22 protein-coding genes are annotated in these 26,618 nt (G+C 42.4%); 14 read left to right on the forward strand and 8 right to left on the reverse strand.

Annotated elements, in window-relative coordinates:
• Positions 1–506: 506 nt before the first annotated feature.
• Both PQR79_RS16870 and PQR79_RS16875 read right to left on the reverse strand, forming a co-directional pair.
• Positions 507–1,154, reverse strand: coding sequence for a 7-cyano-7-deazaguanine/7-aminomethyl-7-deazaguanine transporter (locus PQR79_RS16870; RefSeq protein WP_238107524.1), 648 nt, complete (start codon positions 1,152–1,154; stop codon positions 507–509).
• A 258-nt stretch (positions 1,155–1,412) separates the two neighbouring features.
• Positions 1,413–2,768: an isochorismate synthase gene (locus tag PQR79_RS16875; protein ID WP_424531342.1), complete on the reverse strand. Its 1,356-nt coding sequence runs from the start codon at positions 2,766–2,768 to the stop codon at positions 1,413–1,415.
• 427 nt (positions 2,769–3,195) lie between these two features.
• On the opposite strand from PQR79_RS16875, the gene PQR79_RS16880 reads away from it, so the two are divergent.
• The 3 genes from PQR79_RS16880 to ccoG all read left to right on the forward strand — a co-directional run bounded on the left by PQR79_RS16880 (position 3,196) and on the right by ccoG (position 7,808).
• Positions 3,196–4,389, forward strand: a complete 1,194-nt coding sequence (locus PQR79_RS16880; RefSeq protein WP_238107525.1) for a cyclic di-GMP phosphodiesterase — start codon at positions 3,196–3,198, stop codon at positions 4,387–4,389.
• A 345-nt stretch (positions 4,390–4,734) separates the two neighbouring features.
• Complete coding sequence (locus PQR79_RS16885; protein WP_238107526.1) at positions 4,735–6,177, forward strand: sigma-54 interaction domain-containing protein; 1,443 nt, start codon at positions 4,735–4,737, stop codon at positions 6,175–6,177.
• A gap of 173 nt (positions 6,178–6,350) precedes the next feature.
• Positions 6,351–7,808: a cytochrome c oxidase accessory protein CcoG gene (ccoG, locus tag PQR79_RS16890; RefSeq protein ID WP_238107527.1), complete on the forward strand. Its 1,458-nt coding sequence runs from the start codon at positions 6,351–6,353 to the stop codon at positions 7,806–7,808.
• A 125-nt stretch (positions 7,809–7,933) separates the two neighbouring features.
• Here the strand turns inward: ccoG and PQR79_RS16895 are convergent, their stop codons facing one another.
• Complete coding sequence (locus PQR79_RS16895; RefSeq protein ID WP_238107528.1) at positions 7,934–8,446, reverse strand: aldolase/citrate lyase/malate synthase family protein; 513 nt, start codon at positions 8,444–8,446, stop codon at positions 7,934–7,936.
• A 151-nt stretch (positions 8,447–8,597) separates the two neighbouring features.
• Between PQR79_RS16895 and PQR79_RS16900 the strand changes: the two genes are divergently transcribed.
• The 6 genes from PQR79_RS16900 to PQR79_RS16925 all read left to right on the forward strand — a co-directional run bounded on the left by PQR79_RS16900 (position 8,598) and on the right by PQR79_RS16925 (position 16,604).
• Complete coding sequence (locus tag PQR79_RS16900; RefSeq protein ID WP_238107529.1) at positions 8,598–10,127, forward strand: DUF3612 domain-containing protein; 1,530 nt, start codon at positions 8,598–8,600, stop codon at positions 10,125–10,127.
• Between the two features lie 348 nt (positions 10,128–10,475).
• On the forward strand, positions 10,476–11,996 hold the full coding sequence (gene ardA / locus PQR79_RS16905) for an acrylate reductase flavoprotein subunit ArdA (protein WP_238107530.1): 1,521 nt from the start codon (positions 10,476–10,478) through the stop codon (positions 11,994–11,996).
• 28 nt (positions 11,997–12,024) lie between these two features.
• Positions 12,025–12,378, forward strand: a complete 354-nt coding sequence (gene ardB / locus PQR79_RS16910) for an acrylate reductase cytochrome subunit ArdB (protein WP_238107531.1) — start codon at positions 12,025–12,027, stop codon at positions 12,376–12,378.
• 246 nt (positions 12,379–12,624) lie between these two features.
• On the forward strand, positions 12,625–13,869 hold the full coding sequence (dddY, locus tag PQR79_RS16915; protein WP_238107532.1) for a dimethylsulfoniopropionate lyase DddY: 1,245 nt from the start codon (positions 12,625–12,627) through the stop codon (positions 13,867–13,869).
• 47 nt (positions 13,870–13,916) lie between these two features.
• Positions 13,917–15,044 (forward strand): hypothetical protein, encoded by a 1,128-nt coding sequence (locus tag PQR79_RS16920; protein WP_238107533.1) that lies wholly within the window; start codon positions 13,917–13,919, stop codon positions 15,042–15,044.
• Positions 15,045–15,302: 258 nt separating this feature from the next.
• Entirely contained in the window at positions 15,303–16,604 is a 1,302-nt protein-coding gene (locus PQR79_RS16925; RefSeq protein ID WP_238107534.1) for an anaerobic C4-dicarboxylate transporter, read from the forward strand.
• Positions 16,605–16,751: 147 nt separating this feature from the next.
• On the opposite strand, the gene PQR79_RS16930 is transcribed toward PQR79_RS16925, so the two are convergent.
• Positions 16,752–17,648: a LysR family transcriptional regulator gene (locus PQR79_RS16930; RefSeq protein ID WP_238107815.1), complete on the reverse strand. Its 897-nt coding sequence runs from the start codon at positions 17,646–17,648 to the stop codon at positions 16,752–16,754.
• A 109-nt stretch (positions 17,649–17,757) separates the two neighbouring features.
• Here PQR79_RS16930 and PQR79_RS16935 point away from each other — a divergent pair, with 109 nt between their 5' ends.
• Positions 17,758–18,408: a TetR/AcrR family transcriptional regulator gene (locus PQR79_RS16935; RefSeq protein WP_238107816.1), complete on the forward strand. Its 651-nt coding sequence runs from the start codon at positions 17,758–17,760 to the stop codon at positions 18,406–18,408.
• Between the two features lie 74 nt (positions 18,409–18,482).
• Here the strand turns inward: PQR79_RS16935 and gorA are convergent, their stop codons facing one another.
• From gorA to PQR79_RS16950, 3 genes are all read right to left on the reverse strand, one after another.
• Positions 18,483–19,838: a glutathione-disulfide reductase gene (gene gorA, locus PQR79_RS16940; RefSeq protein WP_238107817.1), complete on the reverse strand. Its 1,356-nt coding sequence runs from the start codon at positions 19,836–19,838 to the stop codon at positions 18,483–18,485.
• A gap of 86 nt (positions 19,839–19,924) precedes the next feature.
• Positions 19,925–20,461 carry a hypothetical protein gene (locus PQR79_RS16945; RefSeq protein WP_238107818.1) on the reverse strand — a complete coding sequence of 179 codons (537 nt, stop codon included), beginning with the start codon at positions 20,459–20,461 and terminating at the stop codon, positions 19,925–19,927.
• A 78-nt stretch (positions 20,462–20,539) separates the two neighbouring features.
• Positions 20,540–21,304 carry a hypothetical protein gene (locus PQR79_RS16950; protein ID WP_238107819.1) on the reverse strand — a complete coding sequence of 255 codons (765 nt, stop codon included), beginning with the start codon at positions 21,302–21,304 and terminating at the stop codon, positions 20,540–20,542.
• 382 nt (positions 21,305–21,686) lie between these two features.
• Here PQR79_RS16950 and prlC point away from each other — a divergent pair, with 382 nt between their 5' ends.
• The 4 genes from prlC (at position 21,687) to PQR79_RS16970 (ending at position 25,571) form a co-directional block, all read left to right on the forward strand.
• On the forward strand, positions 21,687–23,726 hold the full coding sequence (prlC, locus tag PQR79_RS16955) for an oligopeptidase A (RefSeq protein WP_238107820.1): 2,040 nt from the start codon (positions 21,687–21,689) through the stop codon (positions 23,724–23,726).
• A 182-nt stretch (positions 23,727–23,908) separates the two neighbouring features.
• The gene (locus PQR79_RS16960) at positions 23,909–24,484 is read left to right on the forward strand and encodes a DUF2975 domain-containing protein (protein ID WP_238107821.1); all 576 of its coding nucleotides are present in this window, start codon (positions 23,909–23,911) and stop codon (positions 24,482–24,484) included.
• Entirely contained in the window at positions 24,484–24,693 is a 210-nt protein-coding gene (locus PQR79_RS16965) for a helix-turn-helix domain-containing protein (protein ID WP_160052104.1), read from the forward strand. Before PQR79_RS16960 ends, PQR79_RS16965 begins: the two co-directional genes overlap by 1 nt.
• A 14-nt stretch (positions 24,694–24,707) precedes the next feature.
• Entirely contained in the window at positions 24,708–25,571 is an 864-nt protein-coding gene (locus PQR79_RS16970; RefSeq protein WP_238107822.1) for an alpha/beta hydrolase, read from the forward strand.
• Positions 25,572–25,669: 98 nt separating this feature from the next.
• Here the strand turns inward: PQR79_RS16970 and PQR79_RS16975 are convergent, their stop codons facing one another.
• A complete protein-coding gene (locus tag PQR79_RS16975) occupies positions 25,670–26,545 on the reverse strand; it encodes a hypothetical protein (protein WP_238107823.1) in 876 nt (291 codons plus the stop codon).
• Positions 26,546–26,618 lie beyond the last annotated feature (73 nt).

The raw sequence follows: 26,618 nt of genomic DNA on the forward strand, positions 1-26,618 counted from the left end.
AATTGAGGTAAAAAACAGACAAAAAAAAGCCGGGTTAGTAACCCGGCCACAAAGAGTGTGTGAGCAATGTCGTGCTTGCGAACTCTGTAGACCAATAAAGGTGATGAAGTCTCTATTGAGTAAACCGAGCTTTGGAACGCAAGTTAATAATAATCATTCTCATTATTGTTTGCAAGGTGTTCACTCATAAATTAATCATCTTTACATTGTGATGATTTTCTTTTTCAATGGCGACACTTCAACTATATGAAAAATAATAGATTATCTATTTTGTATGCGATAGGTATATCGCCTGTGTTTACGTTGATGATTGTTAATTTCGTAGATTAAATAGGGTTAAGCGCTTCAATAAGCGTTGGCATTTAAATAGAAAATGCGATTAAGCCAATACATGATGCTATTGGCCTAATCGTGTCGCTTGATATGGTGCCGATTTGATGAGTACAAACATAACTAGCCGAATTGGCCTAACCCGAAACGATTAATTAAATTAATTGCTTGGTTAATTACTTAACAACCTCAACAACAATGTTGTCTTGGAGTACTTTTAGTAAAACCCCATAAGCGGGTAAAAATAACCCTAAACTCACAATCAACTTAAAGCCGTAATCGACAGTTGCGATCTCTGGCCAATGGGTTGCCATAAAGGTGTCGCTTGAGGCATAAAAAGCCACACTGAAAAACACCAGAGTATCGACCAAATTACCCACTAAAGTTGAGGCGGCAGGAGCAACCCACCATGCTTTTGCACGGCGTAACTTAGCAAACACCGTAATATCCATAAGCTGACCAATCAAATAAGCCACAAAGCTGGCAAAGGCAATGCGAAATACAAAGCTATTCCACTGTGCTAAAGCCGCAAAATCTTGTAGTTGGCCTTGATGGAACAATACTCCCACTAAATACGACACTAATAACGCAGGGATCATCGCTTTGAGAATAATGCTTCTAGCCGCTTGTTGGCCAAAAATTCTCACCGTTAAATCGGTGGCTAAATACACAAACGGGAAGCTAAATGCACCCCAAGTGGTGTGGTAGCTAAACAACTGGAAAGGTAATTGAACAAGGTAGTTACTTGCGCAAATAATTAAGATATGAAAACTGACTAATAGCATCAGTGCTCGGCGATACTTCGCCTGGGGTAACTGCAACATATTGTGGCCTTTTTAATTGGGTTAGCGCGGGGTGAGGGAACCCGCTATTAATTTGATTCACAGCCTTTATAAGCTAATTGGTAATTGGATTACCAATAACAGTGCCAATAAATGACCGATACAGAGAATATTATCATTATGGTTATGTTTGCTGATTTTAGCGATTTGTGCATAGCTTTATGCCACGGCAAAGGTTGCTGCAAACATGGGGGCGGGATAATAGCATGGGTAATACCCAAGAGAAAGATTAAACAGTGGCTAAAAGTCGATTAAAATGGCCAACACAGTGGCCAATTTATTTTCTAATTCCTGCCATTCAGCGAGTGGATCTGAGCCCGCAACAATCCCAGCGCCTGCAAATAAATTAATTCTTCTGGGTTCAATTAAAGCGCTGCGAATAGCGACCGAAAATTCAGATTCATTACGATTAAAGTAACCACAAGCACCCGCATACCAGCCACGAGCGTAACCCTCACGCTGACGAATAAAGTTTAATGCTGCTTCACGAGGGAGTCCGCCAACGGCAGGAGTGGGATGCAGTGCGCGTAATAACTCAAAATCACTGACCCCAGGCTGTAATTGGGCCCTAATGGATCGATGCAAATGCTGAATATGGTTAAGTTTAAAGATTTTGGGTTGCTCATCAGCTCCAATATATTGGCTTAGTGGCGTCAACACATCGACAATGTGCTTTCTTACTAATTGGTTTTCATGGCTGTTTTTAATGTCGTCCAGTAACGCTTGTGCGAGTAAGGTATCTTCTTCTGGGTTGAGTCCGCGCACTGTTGTGCCAGCAAGCGCTTCGGTAAATAACTCTTGTTGGCGACGAAGATATAACCGCTCGGGAGAGCATGAAATAAATGCCCGTTCTGGACTAAATTGAAAGCCAAACTGAAAACTGTTGGGGTTTCTACCTTGCCAGCATGCTAATACGGTCCAGGGGTCAATATCGTCACTGACATCAATTTGAGTGTGGCGCGACAACACCACTTTTGGTGTTGTACGGTTAAATTTTTCTTGAGTGACTTGGTTAACTAATTCTTCCCAGCGCTCATAACGGGGTAAATCACTGCGGCCCATTAATGTCATCTTATTGGGCGGTGATAAAGGTTTTGGTTTTTGCACTTGTGCTATTGCGCTTAGCGCAGCTTGAATTTCTTGTTGAGGATCGGTGTCTTCAAAATTAAGGTTGACCAAAATCCTAAGCTTACTACCGTGCCGGCGTAGCTCTATTCTTGGCAATACAAAGTGGGCCCGACCAAATTCAGGCCAGCATTCTACCGTGCGATCAAAAGCCAAACCACCGTAATAGCGGATATCTTGCTGGTTGGTTTTATTGCGTTGTTGTTGATAAATTTTCGCTAATGCATTGTCGTCGACTTGGTCTTCAAAAAAGAAGCTTTTACAGGCGCCAATGGCAGCGACGTCTTCGTCTCTATCTCTACCGTGCCAATATATTTTAGGAAACTGTTGTTGTGCTGCTAACCATGATAATAGCGGTAGCGCAGGCGCTTCTACAGATAGTTGAATAATCGCTTCTCGTGCAGGCACTTTACTGAGCTGGTTAAGCTTAGTTATCAGTTCACTGAAATGTGTTTCGAAGAAGTGACCCAAGTAGAATGTCCTCACGAGTAGAGTTGTCTGCGTTACGGTAATAAAGTGATGAAATACTGTCAATTAGCAAGGTTAAATCGTGTGATCTGAATTACTAATATAACCGTATGGCTAGACTCATGATGACCTGTAGAAAAAATAAACGTGTGATTTGGTTGCTATGGAGCCACATAAATGTTGACGATGTTTTAATGGTCTGTGGTTTAGTGTGTTCGAGTGAAATAGAGGGCGAATTAGCCTAGATTAGATAATAAAAGTCTATTTTGTAAAATTATAAGTTATAAAGGCTTGCTCACATTTTTACAGGACATGCACTGATAAGTTTATTAAATCAGTAGTCTAATATAACAAATTAAGTCAAAATGGCTTGAAAGCTTGTGTGGCGTAGATCACGCTAATTAAGTTTCTCTTCCCGGAGTACGTTTACATGAGTGATTCTGTTGAATCAAACAATGTCATAAAAATCCCTGTCGATAAACTTGCCTTGGGCATGTTTGTTACCGCGATTGATCGCCAACAAAGTAAAATTGATATTCGCAATCCGGGTCAAATTAAGCACCGCGATGCCATTGTTAAACTGAAAAAAAACAACATTACCACAGTATGGGTTGATGTTGAGCGCTCGTCAGATAATTGCGGCTTAAAAAAAGCCGATAAATCGAATAGTCCCGCCAACCCATTAGCACGTAAAGCGTCTGTTAGCCGTGAGGGTCAACAATCTCAAGCGAAAAAACTGCTTGCAGAGGCCAAAGGCTTAATCAAAAAAGTAATGTCTGAAACCTTTGAAGGCAAAGCCATTGAAGTTGGCCAGATTGAAGACGTTGCTGACAAAATGATTGAGTCGGTGATGGCCGATGCCGATGCATTTAAGTGTATTTCTGCATTGCGTACTAAAGATGCCTATCTTCTTGAGCATTCAATTAATGTCGCATTTTTATTAGTGACCTTCGGTAAATACTTAGGCCTTGACCGTAAATTACTCAAACAAATGGCCGTAGGCGGTATTTTGCATGATATTGGCAAAATTAAAGTCGACAACGAAGTGTTGCATAAACCAGGAAAGTTGACTCCAGAAGAGTTTGAACTCATGAAGTTGCATCAAGTGTATGCAATTGAAATAATTAACGAAACCAAAGGTTTGTCGCAAGTGAGTAAAGATGTGTGTTTAATGCATCATGAAAAGCTGGATGGTAAAGGTTACCCTAATGGTTTAACTGAATCCCAAATTCCACAACATGGTCGTATGAGTTGCATTGTGGATATCTTCGACGCGTTAACCGCGACTCGTTGTTACAAAGAAGCTATGAGTCCTGCGGCGGCTTTTAAAATTTTATTGAGTTTAACGCCATTTCATTTAGACCAAAAACTGGTGTATGAGTTTATTCGTTGTGTGGGGATTTACCCTGTTGGCTCGTTGGTGCTGTTATCTGACGAACGTGTCGGCATAGTGTGGGATTCTAAAGGCCGCGATGCGCTACATCCTATCGTAAAATGTTTTTACTCACTAAAACATAAACGCTATACCGAGGTTGCGCTGGTTGATATACATAAAGTGGATATTAACATTGAGCGCGGTGTTTCTCCGGGGACACTTGAGGTTGATCCAACTCCTTTTTATTAATGCATTTATCGCAGCAAGATGGCTTGCTGCGATATTGATATTGCGTTAATGATAGGTCATGTCATGTTATACCTAGCTGTTTAACGCGTTAATTAAGTGGTCGATAACGGGGATTCTCAGTATGTTGTACTAACCCACTCAAATGAAAATTCACCCCTCTAAAGAACAAATTCGCATCAATATCTATGAATGTAGTGGCGCGCACCCAATACACCTTTTGTGTTTATCTCATTTTAGCTTACCTTCTCGTGGGAATAAGGGTGATTAAAATATCATTGAATATAGGTCGCGATATTTCGTGACTTAGTTATACTAAACCCATACATGTTTAATGCTGTGATTTATATGACTGATATACCCCTCAACCCAATGCCAACCTCAAGGCACTTTCTACCTGAAAACACCTTGCTACTTAACGCCATGAGCGAGGGTGTTTATGGTTTTAATTTAGATGGCAATGCGGTGTTTATCAACCCCGCTGCAGAGCAAATGACCGGCTGGAAGAGTGAAGAGTTGATTGGTAAAAACATTCACGATTGTCATCATCATAGCCATGCCGACGGCAGCCATTACCCGCAACACGATTGCCCAATTTATCGCACCTTGCATGACGCCATTCCGCGCCAGGTATCTGATGATGTTTTTTGGCGCAAAGACGGTAGCAGTTTTCCGGTATATTACAGCTCGACGCCGGTTTACCATCAACAAAAGCTGGTTGGTGTAATCGCGATATTTCGTGATGTCAGCATGCAAAAACATACCGAGCAATCACTTAGGCAAGCCTTGGCGCAGGTGCAAGCCTTGTCTGAGCGCCTCGCATCAGAAAACCAATATTTACTCACAGAGTTACAAGGTCAGCAAGGCGCGTTAGGCCTTTCAGGTAATAGCCAACCGATTAAGCAGTTAATTCAACAAATTAATTTGGTGGCAAATACCGACAGCACGGTACTTATTTGCGGTGAAAATGGCACAGGCAAAGAGTTAGTGGCTCGTAGTTTACATCGCTTGAGTCATCGTAAAGATCAGCCCATGGTCAGTGTTAACTGCGCGGCTTTTTCCAGTGCGTTATTAGAAAGTGAACTATTTGGCCATGAAAAAGGCGCATTTACTGGTGCAACTGCCCGGCGTAAAGGTCGATTTGAGCTGGCCCACAATGGCACTTTATTTTTAGATGAAATTGCCGAGCTGAGTTTATCTGCCCAATCAAAGCTGTTACGGGTTATTCAAGAGCAAAGCTTTGAACGGGTCGGCAGTAGCGAAACGATCAGCGTGAATATTCGCTTAATTGCGGCAACGCACCATGATTTAGCTGCGCGAGTAGAACAAGGCTTATTTCGAATGGATTTATATTATCGCTTAAATGTATTTCCGATTACCGTGCCACCATTACGCGAACGCCGCGAAGATATCCCACAGTTGGTGAGCGACTTAGCGACGTCGTTGGGTAAAAAACTGGGTAAAAAAATCACCAAGGTCAGCACGAAAGGATTAAAAAACCTACAACAATATACCTGGCCTGGTAATGTGCGAGAGCTTCAAAACTTAATCGAGCGAGAAATCATTTTGTCGCCAAACGGCCAGTTGTCATTTAATACCTTGCCGGCATCAGTATCAGCGCCGTCAACCACGGCAATATTAACCATGGCAGAAGCCGAAGCCGCGCACATAGTGGCTGTGCTTAACGCAACACATTGGCGAATTTCAGGCCCGCAAGGGGCTGCTGCCATGCTAAATATGCCGGCCAGTACGTTGCGCTCGCGCATGAAAAAACTCGCCATAACCCGATAAATAAACCGACAATCCAGGTAGTAGTCGCGATATATCGCCATTTAAATGATATATCGTGATCTATTGTGCACACCTAAAAATCTAATCTCATTAAAATCAGCTTGTTAGCGTCTGTTTTTAGTTGGCTTAGTCTTTGCTATAGCAGGGCAATACCGTGTTATAGGAAACCAGTTATGCCCAACTCATCAGTTCAAACAGCGCCAGCGTCCCAATCTAGCGCTAAAATCAATGCTTCGCAGCGCATTCCGGTGGTTCAAATCGCCACGCCATCAGCAAAAATCCATGTGCGTGAACAAAAGGGTGTTTTTCAACGTTTGCGTCAGCACAGCAATACCTTACTGATAGCGTTATTCTTTTTACTGCCTTTTATTAACTATCAGGGCCGCCAGGCGATTTGGTTTGACGTAACCGAGCAGCAATTCTTTTTCTTTCATCTCACCTTATGGCCACAGGACTTTACGGTATTAGCGTGGTTTTTTATGGCGGCTGCGTTTGCGTTGTTTTTTGTTACCGTATATTGGGGCCGTGTGTGGTGTGGATTTTTGTGTCCACAAACCGCCTGGACCTTCATTTACATGTGGGTAGAAGCCAAAATAGAGGGGAATCATCATCACCGCGCCGCATTAGATAAAGCGCCATGGTCAATCAGTAAATTTAGTAAAAGACTGACCAAGCATGCATTATGGATTGTGTTTGCCTTACTCACAGGGTGCGGGTTTATCAGTTATTTTATGCCTGCGCGTGAACTGTATATTGATATTTTGACTGCAAGCAGTGGTTTTTGGACCGGTGCCTGGGTGTGGTTCTTTGCCATTTGTACTTATTTAAATGCCGGCTGGATGCGTGAAATGATGTGCCTGCATTGTTGCCCCTACTCTCGCTTTCAAGCTGTGATGTTTGACGCAAACACTAAAACGGTTAGTTACGATGCTGAACGGGGTGAATCCCGTGGGCCACGTAAACGTGCCCAAAAAACCGAGTTAGGTGACTGTGTTGATTGCAATTTATGTGTGGATGTTTGCCCCACAGGCATTGATATTCGTAACGGCTTGCAATACGAGTGCATTAACTGTGGTGCCTGCGTTGATGCCTGTAATCAAACCATGGAAAAGTTTGGCTATGCACCCCATTTAATCAGTTTTACCAGCGAAAACGCCTTAAAAGGTCAGCCTCATGCCAGTGTGTTTTCACTCAAAGCCCCGGGATATGCCAGCGCACTGCTAATAATGATTGGCTTAATTATTATCGATTTAAGCCAATTAAGTCATATTCAGCTTAATGTCATCCGTGATCGTCAAACCTTGTACCGTGAAGTGGGTGTCGATAGGGTTGAAAACAGCTATCAGCTTAAAATTCGTAATAAAACTCAACAAGCTGCAGTGTATCAAATTGCAGTGCGCAGTAATAAAATGCCCTCGTTGACCATAGTGGCCGACACTGTGGTGCAGGTAAAACCAGGCGAACAATTAGATTATCCCATTACGGTTAGCGGTCATCGTAGTGATCGCGTTGATGACACAAGCCAGCAAACACTGCAATTTAGTGTGACCCAAATTAACAGTGTGGCTAACTTAACCCCTGTGGAGCCAGAAAATCAGGTGACGCAGCAATCACGCTTTTTTTGGCCGTAATCATCAAGCCATCAATTTACAACTAACACAATAACAAAAAGGCTTCTCACATTGATTAAATGGGAGAAGCCTTTTTTGTTTGATGGTCGCGATTTACTGTCGTGACTTATTGTACCGACTATTCATTAACGCTGGTGTAGTGCGTAGTCAGTGCCATCTTTAGCCGTAAATACCTTGCAGTTACCTTCAGTCGGTTGACAGCTGGTGTGTAATAAACTGATCCACTGCTTGTAAGGTGTAGGTAAGTTTTTAATTGGCATAGACACTTGAATATCCTCAATATGTGCACAATCTTTTGCGCCTAGTTTACCAAGGCGGTCAAAACAAATTTCTACATGGGTATCGTTATTTTTTAATACCACAGAGGTCGGTTCATTTTTGTGGCCCGTTAACGCCACAAACTGACATGGATTTTGTAAGCCACACTGGGTGCCATCTTTTAAGAAAGCCAGTAAGTGATTGTAGTAAACCACGTAACTGCACACATCTTGGTGTGAACCATTGGCTAGTGGGAATTGTGCATCCAAAAAGTCTTTTGCATTTGTGCTGCGATCTTGTTGATTCGTTGTAGCCACAAATTGCTCACCGATGAAGCGGTTAAGGTTTTGGGTGGCTGTATTGCTTGCTTGAGTAGACATATTCATCGCCTTATCCTCTTCTTGTGTTGTAGGTCAGAAATTAATTTTGTTATTTGTTTACTATTAAGCCTTGTTAGCAGCTTGATTTTTAGTCTATGCTATTTTTACAAAGAATTTCACAATAAAAATTTTACACTGTGAATTATACAAAATGAGAAATGAAAAAAGCTTGATGCGAAAGACCCATTTTTTGGGCACAAAGATAAGAAATTTGCGTAAACGCAATAACTTAACAATGGAAGATTTGTCGGCGCGTTGTGTACGTGTGGACTCGAGCAACGCGCCTTCGGTGTCATATTTATCGATGATCGAGCGCGGAAAACGGGTTCCGAGTGCTCATATGTTGGCTGTTATCGCCGCCGTTTTTCAAAAAGAAGTTGAATGGTTCCTTGATGATGTGCCAGAGGATGAAGCGATTACACCAGAAAAAGGCAACAAAGGTGGGGTTAGCGGTATGCCGCTTGAACCAAGCTTTTTGTTTTCTAATGATATTTTGCAAATCGCCATTCCTGAAATGTTGTCGCAAACCGGTACCAGTGGTCGTCAGTTTGCTCACTTGCTTATTCGTGCGCACCAAGAACATCACCAAAACCACTTTCCAGATCTGGAGCGCGCCGCTGAAGAGGTGGGCTTAAAGCGTATGCCGCTAGCCATTGAAGACATTATGGATATTGCCAAAGGCATGGGGCTCAAAATTAAGTGGATTGATCGTGCGCCAAAAGAAGTGATGGACGAAAGAGGTGTGAGTTCCAAACAATTAGTGACCTCCTTTTTTGAACCGCCGGGCACTATTTATGTTAGCAATATTTTAAAAACGAGACCTAACCGTCTTAAATATGACTTAGCAGTGCATATTGGTCATTGTGTATTACACAACAAAGACGGATTAAAGAGCGTGATGATGTCAGGACGCAGAGAAGACTCTGAAGACGCCTACGCACCACAATCAAATAACATCAATGCCCAAGATATCTTGCATGCCTGGCGTGATTTTGAATCCAGCTTTTTTGCTGGTGCCCTCTTGTGTCCTAAAGTGCCTTACCGGCAGTTGCTTGACCGTCACGGTTATGAAATTAGCGTGCATAAACAATTACAAGTGTCGGCTTCGGTGGCCATGCGCCGCATGACGGTTGTGTCTCCTTATACTCATTGGCATTACTTTGATGCTTATGCGCCAGGTAAACTTAAAGCAGTGTATCGCGGCAATGGTATTCCACTGCCATGGGGCAATATGCGCTTGGTGGAAGATCCGTGTCAGCATTGGGCGGTATTTAGAATGATCAGTGAGCCCACTGAAGGCACGTCGGCACAGATATCAATTTTAAATGTCGGCAATGAGCCGCGGATTTATTGTTGTGAGTCGATTAAGGTTGATGACTCTGCAGGTAATCCACATGTGTTGTGTGCTGGTATCGATCTTAATCCGGCAATTGAAGCTCAAGGCAAAGACGCGCAGTCGATTGCCAATGATTTAAAACAAGCATGTGCTGGTAATGGTGGCTCAATTGACATCCCTAAACACATTAAAAAAGATCTCACCAGTGTGGCGAAAATCCTTAATATTAATTGGATTGAACGCGGAATTAAAAACGAAGCTCGGTTAATTTGTTCTCGCGGTGCCGTATGTCCACGCCAACCAAGCTGTTATGCCGCAGGGCGTAACTTATGTGAAGATAACTAGCGGTTAGCCATAGACATAAGCCGTCTTGGGCGAAGCGTAAAGGCGGCTTATTACGTGTTAACAACCCATTATAATAAGCGTTGTAGCGACTCATCAGATTTGCATTTGGTCTTTTAAAGTTTATTGAGATAGCGACTGAGCGGCATACAATATCATCACTAAATACTTCACGAGTTGGACTGTGTTCCAAAATCTATGTTTCGTAACAAATCCCGCTAAAAACTCTACCTACAATTGATTAGTCGATATCCGCCGACATTTTCATCAAACATCATTATTAGTTCCCATTTTGGAATTGATTCCATCGATATGATGAATCGTCAATTATACAACAAGGGGTGATGACCTATGAGCAATGTAGATCTGTTGGGGCGCCGTAAGTTTATTGCAGGGCTTGGTATTGCTGCGGGTGCAGCGATGGTAGCACCAGCAATGGCAGTGTCTGAAAAGGCTGACGGTGTTAAATGGGACAAAGAAGTCGAAATCGTAATTATTGGTTCTGGCTTTGCCGGTTTAGCTGCTGCAATTGAAGCAACTAAGCTTGGTGCAAAAGATGTCCATATTTTTGAAAAAATGTCATATTTTGGTGGTAACTCGGCGATTAATGGTGGCTTATTTGCAGCACCTGGTACACCAATGCAAAAGAAAGAAGGTGTTGAAGATTCTGTAGAAAGAATGGTTAACGACCAATTGGCTTCAGGCCGTGGTATTGCAGATGAAGCGTTATTACGCCATGTTGCATCGCATGCGGTAGAAGCATTACAAATGACGCTAGACGCAGGTTCAGAATACCACCCTTACTTACAACAATTAGGTGGTCACTCTGTAGCACGTACTTATCAAACTACAGTTAGCTGTGGTGCTGGTATCACTCAACCACTTTACAAAGAATGTAAGCGTGTCGGCGTTAATACTCACAACCGTTCAAAATTTGAAGGTTTCCTAGTCGGCAGTAAAGGTGAAGTTGTTGGTGTTAAAATGCGTACCAACTACCACTTTGGTGAAGACCAGCCTGGTAAAGTATTAAATATTCGCGCCAAAAAAGGTGTGATTATGGCAACAGGTGGTTTCGCGCAAAACGTTGATTTACGTATGGCGCAAGACCCAACACTTAATGCAGAAGTAGGCTGTACTAACGCACCAGGTGCAACAGGCGAGGGCATGTTTGAAATGTTCCGTTTAGGTGCGATTCCTGTGCATTTAGCACACATCCAGTCTGGCCCTTGGGCATCACCTGATGAAGGTGGTTTTGGTTATGTGTCTAACTACTCAATTTATAACTTCCCTCATTCAATGGCGATTCACCGTTTAACGGGTAAGCGCTTTATGGACGAAATTGCTGACCGTAAGACTCGTGCCGATGCAGAGCTTTCGTGCCGCAATGAAAAAGGCGAAGCGTTACCTCCAATCTTAATCACAAGCTACAAAGATTCTAAAAACCATCCAAACACTAAAAAAGTGATTAAGTACAATGTTGGCTGGAAATTCGACACCATTGAAGAGCTTGCTAAACATTTCGACGTGCCGCTAAAACCATTAAAAGCACAGATCGAAGAGTACAACAGCTATGTGAAATCTGGTGTAGATAAGCAGTTTGGTAAAAACATGACCAAGGCTAAAGATAAGTATATCGAAGCACCATTTACCGTGGTTCGTTTATGGCCAAAAGTGCATTATTGCCAAGGTGGTGTTCAGGTCAATGTTAAAGCGGAAGTGAAAGACAGCTTCACTGGTAAGTCAATCCCAGGCCTTTATGCAGCAGGCGAAGTATGTGGTGGTATCCACGGTGTTAGCCGCTTAGGTAGTTGTTCAATTCCTGAGTGTATGGTGATGGGTATGACTGCCGCACGCAGCATCATGAAAGCGTAAATAGACCAGTAAACAAGAGGAATCATTAATGAAAAACTTTAATATTATACTTGGGCTGGTACTACTTGGATTAACCAGCTTATCAGTACAAGCAGTCGAGATCCGCGACTACCACAAAGATGTTATTGGTAAAGACTGTAAAGCCTGTCATGACAATGGTATCAAGCAGTTTCCATCAGATCAGTCTTGCTTACAGTGTCATGATGTTGATGACCTAGCAAAACAAACGGCGAGAAGTGATGAAGACAAGTGGCAAAACCCACATAACAACCTTCACTATGGTAAAGACTTACCTTGCCAAGAATGTCATTCAGAACATAAAACAAAAGAACCATTGTGCAGTAACTGTCATACTTTTAAATATGACAAGCATAAAGGCTAAATAACATTATTTAATTATTTAATTATTTAATTATTTAGTTACTAATAAAGCCGTATATTATTTAATATATGGCTTTATTGTTTTTATTGAATATGTTTTTCATGTATTTTTAGTGTAAACAATATAGTTCACAGTTTTGTTTTATTTTTATTTGATTGTTTCTCAAACATGTTTTATTTAAATTTTTGGAATCAATTCCATATATATCATCAATCTTGTTTAAAATTATAAATAAAGAGAGATGTTATGAAATATAATGCGCTTTTCATTATGATGATGTTATCGGGTTCAGCAATGTCTGCTGAGCTACCTAGTTTTTTAGATGTAAATGATATTAATAATGCTGAGTTTACGTGTTTAGGGGACACACCTCAGTATTCTGAAAAAGATCAAAAGTATGTCGATATTCTTTGGGATGAGACCCTGCAATATCTACAATCTTATGCCGTAGCATTAACCAATAGCGAAAATGGCCCATGCTTAAATTCAGATGAAGCGATGTATGATTCTACTGAAGGCGGTAAGAATATGTGCATCATGGATCGCCGCGACATGAAGCTATTAGTTAAAAATATTTACCAAGTGATTAATAACCCAAATAAAGCGAAAAAGTGCTTTGGTGCTCGCGAAGATGTGAATTGGATTTATAGTCCAGGTGGAGAGCTAGCGCAGAAATCCCCCGTTGCTAAATGGCTTAACCGCACCACATTCGATACCTTTTTTGACACTAAAGTCACTAATAAAGATGTGCGTAAATTAGGTAAAGTATTCACCAAAAACTTTACCAAAATGGTCACAGGTGACGAAATTAAAATGCCTTCTGCATTTCCTACCGACATCAGTGCTAACACCCTGCCTAACTTATGGGCTGCAGCGGGTTGGTTCCCAATGTATGCTGAAGAAAGTAAACGTAATGATAAAAATTACAACAACATACGTGGTGGTTATGCTTATGCCGAAATCTTTGGGCACTGGGGATTACTGCGCATTGACGAAATTAACAACCAAAAAGTGGGTGCCGAAATTGGCATGACAGTGCAGTCGGTTGATACGCTTTACCCATATCATAACCATGCCATATCTGAAATTTATTACAACATGCGCGTACCTGCATGCGCTAATGAGTTTAAGAGCTTTGCAGTGCGAGAAGATTCGCCATTACTCACCACCGTTAAGCAAGACGATAAAATGAGACAAGTGCAGTTTGATGCGGGCCAACACAATGGCCACACCATGTGGTTGTCTGGTAGCGCTGATGTTGATCCATTGATGTATTTTCATCAAAACACTATCCATGCGTTTGAGGTAGATGGTAGCTGTGAAGCTAAACCTGAAGAGCGTGCCATTGTGTCTGTTTGGGCCAGAAGTAACGCCGACGATAAACGTAATGATTACGGTACAACATTATTGTGTGAGTCAGCTAAAAACCCTGGTACTCCAGCACATAAAGATGAAGTTATTCAATGTGATTTAACCAAAATGAAATGGTAAAAATCGTTTATATAAATTAATACTTAAAAATTGAATTGGAATATATAATGAAATTATTAAAACTTTCTTTATTATCAACTTTGGTGTCACTTTGCTTGGTTTCAACTTATTCTGTTGCACAAGACGCTGAAGACGGAATTAATGTTTCTGGAACGTTAAGAGCTAATTATTCATATAAAGAATACAGTGAAAGCGCTAAAGATAAATCGGGTGACTTAACATTCGAAATGGCATCAATTAAGTTTAACGGTAAATTAGATGATTGGGGCTTAGCATCTGAGTATCGTTTTTATGATGGCTGGGAAACATTACGTTATGGTTATGTCTTTTATGACTACTCACCTGAATGGCAAATTCAGTTTGGTATAAATCAGGTTCCTTTTGGTAACCCTGGATTTATTTCAAATAGTTTTTGGTTTGGCGTACCGTATTATCTAGGTTTTGAAGATGACTATGATGCGGGTGTGAAAACCATTTACTCAAGTAATGGTTGGGGTACTGAATTGGCGTTTTATAAAAATGCAGAGTACGGTGCCAGTCGCAATGAGCGTTATTCAACCGATTTGTATACCGGGACGGTTAACGGTACTGAATATTATAACGAAGAAACCAATCAGTTAAATATTCGCCAAACCTATGAGATGGAATACGAAGGCGGCAAAACCGTCGTCGGCGGCTCATTTGAGGTTGGCCAGATTTACAATAGCAACACAGGTAACAATGGTGATCGTTATGCAATTGCGTTGCATTTAGACAGTAGCTATAACGGTTGGAACTTACAGCTTCAGGCGATGCAGTATGAATACGACGCTGCAGACTCTCTTGATGATAACAAAATTGCAGTATCGGCTTACGCTTGGCAATATGAAATTGCCTCAAAGGCACAAGCCTACAGTGTTAATGTAGCTAAAACCTTTACCACGAGTTGGGGCAGTGTAAAAGTGTATAACGACTTTGGACTTGTCACACCAGACGTCGACAACGACGATTACGACAATAGCTATCAAAATGTCACCGGTGTGGCGTTATCGTCTGGGCCTACCTATACCATGATTGATTTTATCACGGGTAAAAACATGTACGCTTCGACGCTAGACAATGGTCATATTGGACTTCCAGAGATTGGTGACAGCTGGGATTACCGTATTAATGTTAACTTTGGTTACTATTTTTAAGCTTAAGTACAGAGACTCAAGTGAACCCTAGGTAAGTAAATGCCAATCGTTTGATTGGCATTTTTATTGAAGTTCATTGACGATTGCTTAGCGATAAACTGCTTAATAAATCCACTGACTCCCCCACTTGTTTTATTTCAATCCAGTAAATTGATCCACGTCTACATTCGTAAAATTACAACAGAGTAATATCCCGTCCTCTGAAGCAGTTTTCCCTGTTATTGCTTCACACTACTTAGGATTTAAAAAGTTCACACTATGATGATAATTGAAATAATGATTGTGCTTGGGGCCATTTACCTCGGCGCAAGAATGGGCAGTATTGGGATAGGGTTTGCTGGTGGCGTTGGCGTGTTAATTCTCACTGTCGGTTTAGGGTTAAAGCCAGGGACGATCCCCATTGATGTCATGCTGATTATTATGTCAGTAATTACCGCTATTGCTGCTATGCAAGAGGCGGGTGGCATGGAATATTTAGTGTCAATTGCTGAACGGTTACTGCGAAAACACCCAAAGCACATTACTTTTTTAGCCCCGATTGTCACTTATTTGATGACATTGTTTGCTGGGACTGGCCATACCGCTTTTTCGACCTTACCGGTTATCGCTGAGGTTGCTAAAGAGCAGGGTATCCGTCCTTCACGGCCGTTATCGATTGCGGTAGTTGCTTCGCAAGTTGCGATTACCGCGTCACCTATTTCTGCCGCCGTGGTGTTTTTCTCAGGTATTTTAGAGCCTTTGGGTGTGGATTATTTGGTGCTGTTAGCCGTGTGTATTCCATCAACCTTTATTGCCTGTTTACTTGGCGCAGCAGTGGCTTCGTTATTGGGTAAACCGTTATCTGAAGATGCTATTTATCAACAGCGGCTAGCCAGTGGGTTAGTGAAAGTGCGCGGCGAAACTCAAGTGACTTTATTGCCCGGCGCTAAACGTTCGGTCGCGATTTTTTTAGTGGCGATTATGGCGGTGATGTCATATGCCACTGCAATATCTGACAAAGTCGGTTTAATTAGCAGTCCAGTATTATCGCGCGATGTGGCCATTATGCTGTTTATGCTATCTGCAGCGGCGGCAATCACCTGGTTTTGTCGTTTAGATGCCAGCAAAATTTCAAATGCATCGACGTTTAAGTCGGGCATGTCAGCCTGTATTTGTGTGCTAGGGGTGGCATGGCTGGGTGACACTTTTGTGTCTAACCATATTGATGACATTAAAACCGTTGCGGGTAGCCTACTTGAAAACCAGCCTTGGTTGCTGGCGGTGGCGTTATTTTTTGCATCGATGTTGTTGTATTCGCAAGGGGCAACGACTAAAGCACTCATGCCTGCCGCACTGGCGATTGGTGTGAGCCCGTTAACTGCCATTGCATCCTTTGCAGCCGTGAGCGCATTGTTTGTACTGCCCACTTATCCCACTTTATTGGCCGCTGTCGAGATGGATGACACGGGTTCAACACGCATTGGCAAGGCAGTGTTTAATCATCCGTTTCTTATTCCGGGTGTGGTGACCATTACCATGAGCGTTGTGTTGGCGTTTTTGTTTGGCAGCGTAATTGTGTAAGCGGTTGATGAGCTTTTAATTAGAAGCTGATTTGCAATTGTTGGTTATTGTTACTGTGTCAGCAGCATAATGACACAGTAACACTTTTGCTAGAGAAGTGATATTTGAGTAATAACCAACAATGTGCAGCAAAACAATTCTAAGCGTTTAACTGGCCTTAACCATGTTCAATATGGGCTTGTCCAGTTGATAGCCTTTGTGTTCAACATTGGTTTTAATTAGGTCTATTAGCTGTTTTGTGGCATCGGTTTGGGTGTCAGGATTAAGGTATAACGACTCATTAAAAACGGGTAATGGTGGTAAACCATGCTCAAGTGGGTCTAATACCTGCATTTTGTTGTTAATTCTAAATTCTGCGACAGGGGCAACAACCAAATCATTTTCGACCGCCATACACAGTGCTTGAGGCGATGGCGTTGACAGTAATACGTTAATAGGGCGCATCGATAACCGATGGTTCGCAAACACCTGTGCCCGTATTGGGCAGTTTTCTGGGTATAAGCCCATCGGAATGGTTTTACGTAGATGGGCATTACCCTCTGCGGCGGCGACCCATTTAAAACGTCGAGTAAATAACAATTCACCATTAACCGGTAATTGCCAATGCGTCGCCACTATCACATCAAACTCACCTTGATGCAGCCGCTTGTATAAGTTGCCACTCACATCAGTATCTATGACTAATTCAATACAGGTAAACTCACGGATAAACTCTAATAAGCAGCTGTTTAAATAGCACTTAATAAAGTCTGTCGGTACACCAAGGCGAATCACTTCACGGTTGTGGCACTCTTTTAGTTCATCAAGTGCCTGTGAGTTGAGTTGGACCATTTTATAGGCATAGCTTAGTAAGGTTTCACCTGACTCAGTTAAGGTGACACCTTTGTTGTCTCTAATGAGCAAAGATTGGCCGACACTTTCTTCAAGTTTTTTAACCTGGAGGCTAAGTGTTGATTGGGTTCGGCAAATTTTATCGGCTGCTTTTGATAAGTTACCTGACTCAGCAACAGCGATAAAACTTTCTAACAATTCTATCTTTAACATAGGCTATTGAATAAGTTCATAGTGGTATCAGTATTACTCAATATGAGGTATCAACAAAGCTTGCTATGATGTAAATGTGAAGTTACAGAGATTTTTATTGGGGTCTATTATGACTAGCTGGGAAAAACGTGGTAACTATCTAATTGAGGTATCTCAACGCTGCCTAAAAGGGCACAAAACCTTTGATCTGTGTCGTTCACATCTCGTTGAGGCTAGCCAAATATCTAAAGGTACAATCTATAATCACTTTACCTCTGAAGCAGACTTAATTATTGCCGTTGCCTGTGCCGATTACCGCACGTGGTTAATGCAAGCCGAACAAGACACAGTGCAATATCGCGACCCTTATTTACGATTTATTTTTCATCACTGCCAACGTTTGTATCGCATTTTGTCTGAGCAAGCATTTGTCATCGCTAGGGTGGTGCCTAACGAGACGGTATTAGCACAAGCGAGTGATTATTATCGTGAACGCTTTGATCGTTTGCTTGAGCAATATAAGCAGTGGAATGCACAAACATTAATGGAAATAGGTGAAATCAGTGGTTTTAACCGTGGTGAGTTACTGTGCGACTATTTACGCGGAGCGATGATCAATAGTGATGATGCGCAAAAACACTACAACGATGCCGAAATGTACTATCAACATAGTTTTGCAATGACACAATTGATGGGGCACTCACAAAAACGTCCACCGAACATTAAAGTGTTTTTGCAGTGGTTACAAGATAAAGAAGACAGCAAAGCACTGACCGCATAAACGCGATATGCTGCAATAAAAAAGCCGTGTTAACCCTAACACGGCTTTTTAGTCTTATTTTTTAATTGCTTATTTTATCTCATGGTGACGAATTCTTCAGCGCCCGTAGGGTGAATTGCCACAACTGAGTCAAAGTCTGCTTTGGTTGCGCCCATTTTCATCGCAACGCCAAAACCTTGGAGTATTTCATCCATACCAAAACCGATACCGTGAATACCCACAACCACTTCGGTGTCACCTGCGCACACTAGTTTCATCTTGCACGCTTGGCGGTGGCTAGTAACAGCGGTGTACATCGAGGTAAAGGTAGAGGTGTAAACCTTGATGTTGTCCTGGCCATATTTCTCGACGGCTTCTGGCTCAGTTAATCCCATAGTGCCAATCGCTGGGTGACTAAAGACTACGGTTGGAATTAAGCTGTAATCCATTTTGGCATTTGGCATATTGCCAAATAAACGTTCTGACAATAAACGACCAGCTTTTACGGCAACAGGGGTTAATTCAACACCGCCCGCCATAATGTCGCCAACACAGTAAATCCCTTTTGCGGTGGTGTTTTGCTGCTCGTCTGTAATCACATAGCCTTTGGCATCAAGCTGTACATCTGTATTTTCTAAACCAATATTACCCGTAGCAGGTGAGCGACCAATGGCCCAAATCAGGCAATCAATTGTTAAGCTTTCACCGTTTTCAAGCGCTAAGGTTAAGCTGCCATCAGCATTTTTGCTGACTGACTTTGGCACGCTATGAGTGTGTAATGTAGGGCCGTCGGTAGCCATTGCTTCCACCAACCCGTCAATTAAAATAGGGTCAAAGTTGCGCAAAGGAGCATGTTTACGCACCAATAAGTGCGTTTCGCTGCCAAGCGCATGTAAGACGCCGGCGACTTCTACGGCAATATAACCTGCACCGACCACTGCCACACGTTTAGGTTGTTCACGTAGTTCAAAGAAGCCGTCTGAGTCGATACCGTATTCGGCTCCCGGAATATCAGGGAACGTTGGCGCCCCGCCCGTTGCGACAACAATATGATCAGCCGTGTAATGTTCGCCATTGACTTCAATGGTGTTGTTGTTCACAAAGCGGCCATAACCATTTAATAAGGTGACCTTATTGTTCTCAAAGCCACGACCATAAGCGGCATGAATACGGCTAATATAAGCTTCGCGGTTTTCAACTAAGGTGTTCCAGTCAAATTTATTAACGGTGACATCAAAACCATAATCTTTGGCGTATAAATTCATGGCTTCTGCGACGTGAGCGCCATACCACATCACTTTTTTAGGGACACAGCCTACGTTAACGCAAGTGCCGCCAACGTGCTTTGCTTCAATAACAAGTACTTTTGCGCCACGCATTGCTGCACGGTTTGCTGAGGCGATACCGCCACTACCTGCGCCAAGCGCGATATAGTCAAAATGTTGAGCCATGATGTTCTCCAATACGATTTATGCGCCCATTGTAGGGGGGATTGAGTTTGCAATCTAGTCGTTAAATATGCACACAGTGGTTCTGATTAGCGCTTATATTGACAGGCTCCTCGGTCAACGCTATTTGGACCGCTGCCTGCACACTTAAGACAATCCCATTCAGCTTCTCTAATATCGATTTCATCTTGGTAATGACTAAATTGACTGTGCTGAGTTTGCCGTTGTTTATTTTTGAGGTGTTTTATGCGGTTGTTAAGCCAGCGGCAATTGGGGTCATCTGCCATTGTGATGCTGACTTGGCGTGATGAAGAAGTGGCTTTTTGGGGGGCATCGATATGCTGCTGTAAGCTTGGTTTGAGGTAGATATCGTCAGCTCGGTACTCTAAGGCAGAACGAGTGTCGTCAGGTAGTTCAATCACATTACCTTGGCTGTCAATGGCCGATTGTTGCGGTAAATCTTTGGCGTTGTCGTTATTAAGCTGCGTACTATTATTGGTCGATTTTGTGGCTAATTTACTGCGGGTTAACTGACTGAGTTCGGCAGCAAAAATAATTGAGCTGGGTAACAGGGTTGTTAACAACACGCCGCAAAATGCGGCGTGTTGTGCTGGGCGGGTCAGCATGTGCGATCCTTGGGTGATGATATATTGACCACTTAGTGTAGTCGCACAGTGTTAAAATGCGAGCCAAAGGCTAAAGGATTAAAACCCCCAACTAATAGCGAATCCTGCATAGGTTTCGTCAAGATTGCCTTGCACTCCGTCGGCACTGGCTTGCTGTTTGATATCTTCTAGTGCAATGCTGTGACTCATATGGGCAGCAAAAGTCAGGTTGTCACTGAATTGATAATCAGCCTCTAGGCCAAATTGCACATGGTTAGCACCGTCGTGCGCTTCGCTACTGTAGCCAAAATCAAAGCCTTGCGATACGTAAGGTGTTAGCGTGATTTGTGAATTGAGCTCCCACGGGCTGTAAACACTCAGGGTGACAAAGTACCCAGAGACTTCAGTGGCATAAGTGTAGCTGACTGCGGGAACGAACCAATTTAAGCCGCTATAAGTGATTGAACTAAAAAATTCATTATCTGATGCGCGTTCATCACCATAAAACTCTAAGCGTTGGTAACCCAAAGTGGCTTCTATATCGTAGTCCAAATGCAATGTGTATTCTAAACCGGCATTCCACTCAGTGTAGTTGACTTGGTCAGCTCTTCCTACAACGGCATAAGCCACCATGTCATTGTGTTCAACACTCGCCACTGCCCAGGCGATACCACCTTTATCTAAGTTGTTGCGACCTTCAGTAATGTAATGGTTCTCCCAAACCAAATCTAATGCAGCCGTTGGCTGAGTGTCCGTTTCAGCTAACGCAGGCATGGCGGCAGCAAAACTTATCATCGCTATCGCCGGAAAAAACACACCAGTGACAAAATGTTTACGATATACAGTACAAAAATCAAAAGTCATGTTTTTGGCTCATGGTTAAATGTGGACTGAGAGGCGGTGAATACGGAGATTTTAGCTTATTAAGTACAAAATTAAATGATAATCACTTTCAGTTGAGATCTGCCTGTCAATATTAGCTTTGTAAACTAACTGTAAATAACAAATGCGATCGTGGTCACTTCTTTTGCTGTGTAAATACGCTATGTGCGGCGAGTGAACCAGTACTAATACCATTTCCATTTATTATGAGACCAGTCTGAGTGGCTCCCGCTGAATGACCAGATAATGGATGGAATGGGTATAATGCTGGGGTATTATTGATTCACGTTAGTGTAAAGCTTGAAAGCCAAGTAAATTGGCCCCATATCAATGCAATCGACACGAAATATTTTGAGGGATCTTTATGAGCAATCCACTGCTAAACAGCGCAGCGTTACCCGAATTTTCTAAAATTAAACCTGAACACGTCCAGCCTGCGGTTGAGCAAGCCATTGCTAAGTGTCGCGATACCATTGAAACGTTATTAGCTAACAACAGCGAATATACCTGGGATAACCTTATCGCCCCCCTTGAAGACGTAGACGACGAATTAAGTAAAGCTTGGTCGCCAGTGTCACACATGAACTCGGTGGTCAGCAGCGATGAACTGCGTGATGCTCACGATGCGTGTTTGCCATTACTGTCTGATTACGGCACTTTTGTTGGCCAGCATCAGGGCTTGTATGAAGCCTATAAATCAATTCATCAATCAGCTGACTTTGCCTTGTTAACTCAAGCGCAAAAAAAAGTTATTGAACAAAGTTTACTCGACTTTGAATTGTCGGGCATTGGCTTAGATGATGGCCAAAAAGCACGTTACGGCGAGATTGTTAAGCGTTTATCTGAGTTAACCAGCAACTTCTCTAATCAATTATTAGATGCTACAGAAGCCTGGACTAAATTGATTACCAACGAAGCCGACTTGGCGGGTTTACCAGAGTCGGCAGTGGCGGCAGCAAAAGCCATGGCCGAGGCCAAAGAGCTAAAAGGCTGGTTGTTTACCCTTGATTTTCCTTCCTATTTACCTGTGATGACCTACAGCGAAAACCGTGAGCTACGTGAAGAGTGCTACCGTGCATTTGTCACTCGCGCGTCTGATCAAGGCCCAAATGCGGGTGAGTTTGATAACACCAACAACATGAACGAAATTGTTGCCTTGCGCCATGAGTTAGCCAATCTACTGGGTTTTGCCAGCTATGCTGATAAATCACTGGCGACCAAAATGGCAGAGTCTCCAGAGCAGGTGTTAGGCTTTTTAAATGAATTAGGCCAGCGCTCAAAAGGCCAGGCGGCAACAGAATTGGCTGAACTACGCGCCTTTGCGAAAGCGCACTATGATGTTAGCGAAATGGCGTCATGGGACTTAAGTTTTTACGCTGAAAAACTGCAGCAACATAAATACCAGGTGTCGCAAGAAATCCTGCGTCCGTACTTCCCTGAAGATAAAGTGTTATCGGGCCTGTTTTATACCGTTAATCGCTTATTTGGACTCACGATCAACGAGAAAAAAGGCGTTGATACTTGGCACAAAGACGTGCGCTTCTTTGATATTTTTGATGCAGATAACGTGCATCGTGGTAGCTTCTACCTAGACTTGTACGCCCGTAGCGGTAAGCGTGGTGGCGCATGGATGGACGATTGTCGTGGCCGCCGTGTGACGAGTTCTGGTTTGCAAAAACCAGTGGCCTATTTAACCTGTAACTTTAATGGCCCGGTTGACGGCAAACCGGCATTGTTTACTCACGATGAGGTCACCACATTATTCCACGAGTTTGGTCATGGCATTCACCACATGCTAACCAAAGTGGATGTTGGCGGTGTGTCGGGCATTAACGGTGTGCCTTGGGACGCGGTAGAGTTACCCAGTCAATTTATGGAAAACTGGTGCTGGCAAGAAGAGGCCTTAGCTGAGATCTCTGGCCATTACGAAACCGGCGAGCCATTGCCCAAAGCGTTACTCGACAAAATGTTAGCGGCAAAGAACTTCCAGTCAGGCATGATGATGGTGCGCCAACTTGAGTTCTCATTGTTCGATTTTAGAATGCACCACGAGTTTGACCCTGCAAAAGGTGTCGATATTCAAGGTATTTTAGACGAAGTACGCAGCCAAATAGCCGTATTAACACCGCCAAGCTTTAACCGCTTCCAGCATGGTTTTGCCCACATTTTTGCTGGTGGCTATGCCGCAGGTTATTACAGCTATAAATGGGCTGAAGTGTTATCGGCCGATGCGTTTTCTCGCTTTGAAGACGAAGGTATCTTTAACCCAGAAACCGGTAAGAGCTTCTTAAATAACATTCTTGAAATGGGCGGTAGCGAAGAGCCAATGGAGCTGTTTAAACGCTTTATGGGGCGTGAGCCAAACACAGATGCATTACTACGCCACAGTGGTATTGCTGCGTAAGTCATTAACATAAATTCTTAAAAAAACCGACATTGAGTGTCGGTTTTTTTATGCCCGTGATTTGAAACACTGAAGTGTTTTTTGTTGATATAATCATTTAATTACCGTTTATCGATAATTTATTATTGAATAAAGTTAATTGTGTTAGCGTTAATTTAACCTTTGGCCACGATAGAACCACTATGGATAGAATTGTCTCGCTCAGTAAATGGATTAAATTACTCATCGTTTTTTTAGCCTTATTACAAGTCAGTAGTTATTGCGGCACCATGATGTTTGGTGAGTTTCAAGCGGGCGAATATGTCCTCACCATTGACTGGTGGGGCTGGTTTAGCAGTTACCTTGCGGTCGATTTTGGCTCTCCATGGCAAGCGCTTGCACAACGCCTTTATGATGCGGGTTTTCATCCAGGGTTCATTTTGGGGAGCGTTGAAATACTGCCTTACCTGTTTATTTATTATTTTCTGTATCAACTGTTTGGTTTGTATCAGCAGGGGCAGGTGTTCACAACGGCTAATTTTCGCTGTTTAAGCCATATTGCTTTAGTGTTTTTAGCGTGGATTTTACTCAGCCTTTTTTACCCAATGCTTGTTGCTTCTACCTTGCATTTTAGCGGCATTTCAAGTGCGGTCCCTATGTACTTTAGTCTGGGTAGTCAGGAGCTTAAATACGCATTGTTTGGGATGGTGTTTTACTGCGTCGCATGGGTGATGAAACATGCCACAGAGCTGCAAGAAGAAGTGGAGTTAACCATTTAATGGCCATTATTATCGAACTGGATGTGATGCTTGCCAAGCGCAAAATGAAGTCGACAGAACTGGCCGAGTTAGTGGGTATTACACCGCAAAATTTATCGGTATTACGCAGTGGCCGTGCGAAAGCGATTCGGTTTTCAACGCTCGACGCCATTTGCCAGCACTTACAATGCTCGCCAGGGGATATTTTAATCCACAAGGAAGATCAATAATTAAGGACAATAATATGCAAAATACAGTAAAACAATTTATTACAGTAGTTATGATTAGCATGGCGATGTTGATTATTTCTGGCTGTACGGTGCGTTTAACTGAAGCGAGTTTTATTGCCCATGATAAAGCGCCGGTGGCCTTTAGCACTGAGTTTACGCAAGCATTGCAGTTAGCCATGCCGAATAATGCCATTATCCCACTGAGCCTAGAGGCGAGCGATCACGTTAAGCAGAATGGTTTTTTTATCGACAACCCAAACAGCAACACAACCTTAGTGTTTTACCAGGGCAATGGCATGAACATTCAGCCCCATTGTTTATCAGCCTTAACCACTTTATCGACGCTGAATACTGACATTTTGGTGATGGATCGCCGTGGCATTGGCGCCAGTGAAGGCAAGCCGAAGATTAAAAATATTCTCTCGGATGCACAGCAACAACTGGACTACTTACAGCAGCGCTTCCAACCAGAAAAAATCATCTTGCACGGTTACTCATTAGGCAGTTTCATTGCCGCCGATTTAGCCCGAAATAACAAAGTCGATGCACTGGTGTTGCAGGGTTCGGCCACCAATGCCGACGATTGGGTCGATGAAAAAACACCTTGGTATATGGCACCGTTTATGACGTTGGAAATGCCAGAAGATTTTCGTAAAACAGATAATAAGCAAGTGGTCGCGCAATATTACCAAGGCCCATTATTGGTGATTGCCGGAGAGGATGATGAAGAAGTGCCGCCAGCACTGTCTGAAAAACTGTTTGCTGCGAGCAAGTCTGCTAATAAGCAGTTCATTATGGTACCTAATGTCGGTCATCAGGGCATGTTAGACGATGTAACCACCATGCAGCAGTATCAAGACTTTTTGAAAGGATTGTGAACAGTTTAGAATGAAGTAATTTTAGTGTATTTCTATGTAAATAATGTTTAGATAAGCCTGCTGTTTTACAGTGTCGAGTTAGTTTTTATCGAAGTCGATTATGCATTTCTAAGATTGTATTCACTAAGTGCTATTAAAACAGTATGTAACAGTAAATCTCGTTGAGAATAAATGGCGTTCCATTGCTCAGTTGTCCATGTATCTTCAAGTTTTAGATAAGTGCCATGTGCGATGATATTTCTGAGGTTACTAAAATCTTGGGCTCCTAACATTTCATTCTGAACCATTATCTGTTGTTTCAAAGCTTTGACTTGAGGTGATTTATTTCTTGTTCCAGGAAATCTGTCTGTAGTTAACATATTCATAAATGAACCGGAAAGATCACTTTTTCTATTGGGCACATTCCAAAATCCTTCAATGAAAGCCCATAAACTGAGTGTTTCGATCAATACATCATTAATTGATGAGAGTTTTAATATCTCATGAAAATAAGGATATCTAGCTTTTTTCTTTTCACCAAATCGCGAGATTAATTCCACAATTGAGTTGATCTCTGTCTTACCAATAATCTTATTTATAACCCTATTGGGGTTTGGAATGTAGTTCCAAGATGGATTAACTATTGCTGCATTTTCAATATATTGGCCTGGACGTGAGATCAATACTGGTGGGGGTAATATTAAGCTTAAACATAAAGAAATTATCTGGCTTATTTGTTCCTGATTTTCTTCAGAGCATTTATTTTTAGTGAAGATGAAACAACAGTCCATTGGTGATGGTAAGTTTAAAGGTATCCACATACTAGTCCGTACTATTTTATTTTCTATCCAATCAGCAATTGGTTCTGGTATCTGATGTGAGTTTTCAAAGTTAGTGAAATATAGTTCAATAAGTTCACCATTTATAAGGACTGATCGTTCATAGGTTGCATCAAGTTTCCCTACGTTGCTGATCATCCAAAGAGATTGACGCATGTTTAGTTAACTCATTGATTGTATTTAAGCTATGTTATAATTCTTTAATATAAAGCGTTCAATAGCCCATTCA

The sequence above is a fragment of the Shewanella metallivivens genome (assembly GCF_028750675.1).
Lineage (GTDB): Bacteria > Pseudomonadota > Gammaproteobacteria > Enterobacterales > Shewanellaceae > Shewanella > Shewanella metallivivens.

Coding starts and splice junctions, on each gene's coding strand:
- ardB (WP_238107531.1), top strand. CDS start 12,025: ATGAAAAACTTTAATATTATACTTGGGCTGGTACTACTTGGATTAACC.
- PQR79_RS16935 (WP_238107816.1), top strand. CDS start 17,758: ATGACTAGCTGGGAAAAACGTGGTAACTATCTAATTGAGGTATCTCAA.
- PQR79_RS16925 (WP_238107534.1), top strand. CDS start 15,303: ATGATGATAATTGAAATAATGATTGTGCTTGGGGCCATTTACCTCGGC.
- PQR79_RS16960 (WP_238107821.1), top strand. CDS start 23,909: ATGGATAGAATTGTCTCGCTCAGTAAATGGATTAAATTACTCATCGTT.
- ccoG (WP_238107527.1), top strand. CDS start 6,351: ATGCCCAACTCATCAGTTCAAACAGCGCCAGCGTCCCAATCTAGCGCT.
- PQR79_RS16975 (WP_238107823.1), bottom strand. CDS start 26,545: ATGCGTCAATCTCTTTGGATGATCAGCAACGTAGGGAAACTTGATGCA.
- PQR79_RS16870 (WP_238107524.1), bottom strand. CDS start 1,154: ATGTTGCAGTTACCCCAGGCGAAGTATCGCCGAGCACTGATGCTATTA.
- PQR79_RS16885 (WP_238107526.1), top strand. CDS start 4,735: ATGACTGATATACCCCTCAACCCAATGCCAACCTCAAGGCACTTTCTA.
- ardA (WP_238107530.1), top strand. CDS start 10,476: ATGAGCAATGTAGATCTGTTGGGGCGCCGTAAGTTTATTGCAGGGCTT.
- PQR79_RS16930 (WP_238107815.1), bottom strand. CDS start 17,648: ATGTTAAAGATAGAATTGTTAGAAAGTTTTATCGCTGTTGCTGAGTCA.
- PQR79_RS16945 (WP_238107818.1), bottom strand. CDS start 20,461: ATGCTGACCCGCCCAGCACAACACGCCGCATTTTGCGGCGTGTTGTTA.
- PQR79_RS16965 (WP_160052104.1), top strand. CDS start 24,484: ATGGCCATTATTATCGAACTGGATGTGATGCTTGCCAAGCGCAAAATG.
- gorA (WP_238107817.1), bottom strand. CDS start 19,838: ATGGCTCAACATTTTGACTATATCGCGCTTGGCGCAGGTAGTGGCGGT.
- dddY (WP_238107532.1), top strand. CDS start 12,625: ATGAAATATAATGCGCTTTTCATTATGATGATGTTATCGGGTTCAGCA.
- PQR79_RS16970 (WP_238107822.1), top strand. CDS start 24,708: ATGCAAAATACAGTAAAACAATTTATTACAGTAGTTATGATTAGCATG.
- PQR79_RS16950 (WP_238107819.1), bottom strand. CDS start 21,304: ATGACTTTTGATTTTTGTACTGTATATCGTAAACATTTTGTCACTGGT.
- prlC (WP_238107820.1), top strand. CDS start 21,687: ATGAGCAATCCACTGCTAAACAGCGCAGCGTTACCCGAATTTTCTAAA.
- PQR79_RS16895 (WP_238107528.1), bottom strand. CDS start 8,446: ATGTCTACTCAAGCAAGCAATACAGCCACCCAAAACCTTAACCGCTTC.
- PQR79_RS16920 (WP_238107533.1), top strand. CDS start 13,917: ATGAAATTATTAAAACTTTCTTTATTATCAACTTTGGTGTCACTTTGC.
- PQR79_RS16900 (WP_238107529.1), top strand. CDS start 8,598: ATGAGAAATGAAAAAAGCTTGATGCGAAAGACCCATTTTTTGGGCACA.
- PQR79_RS16880 (WP_238107525.1), top strand. CDS start 3,196: ATGAGTGATTCTGTTGAATCAAACAATGTCATAAAAATCCCTGTCGAT.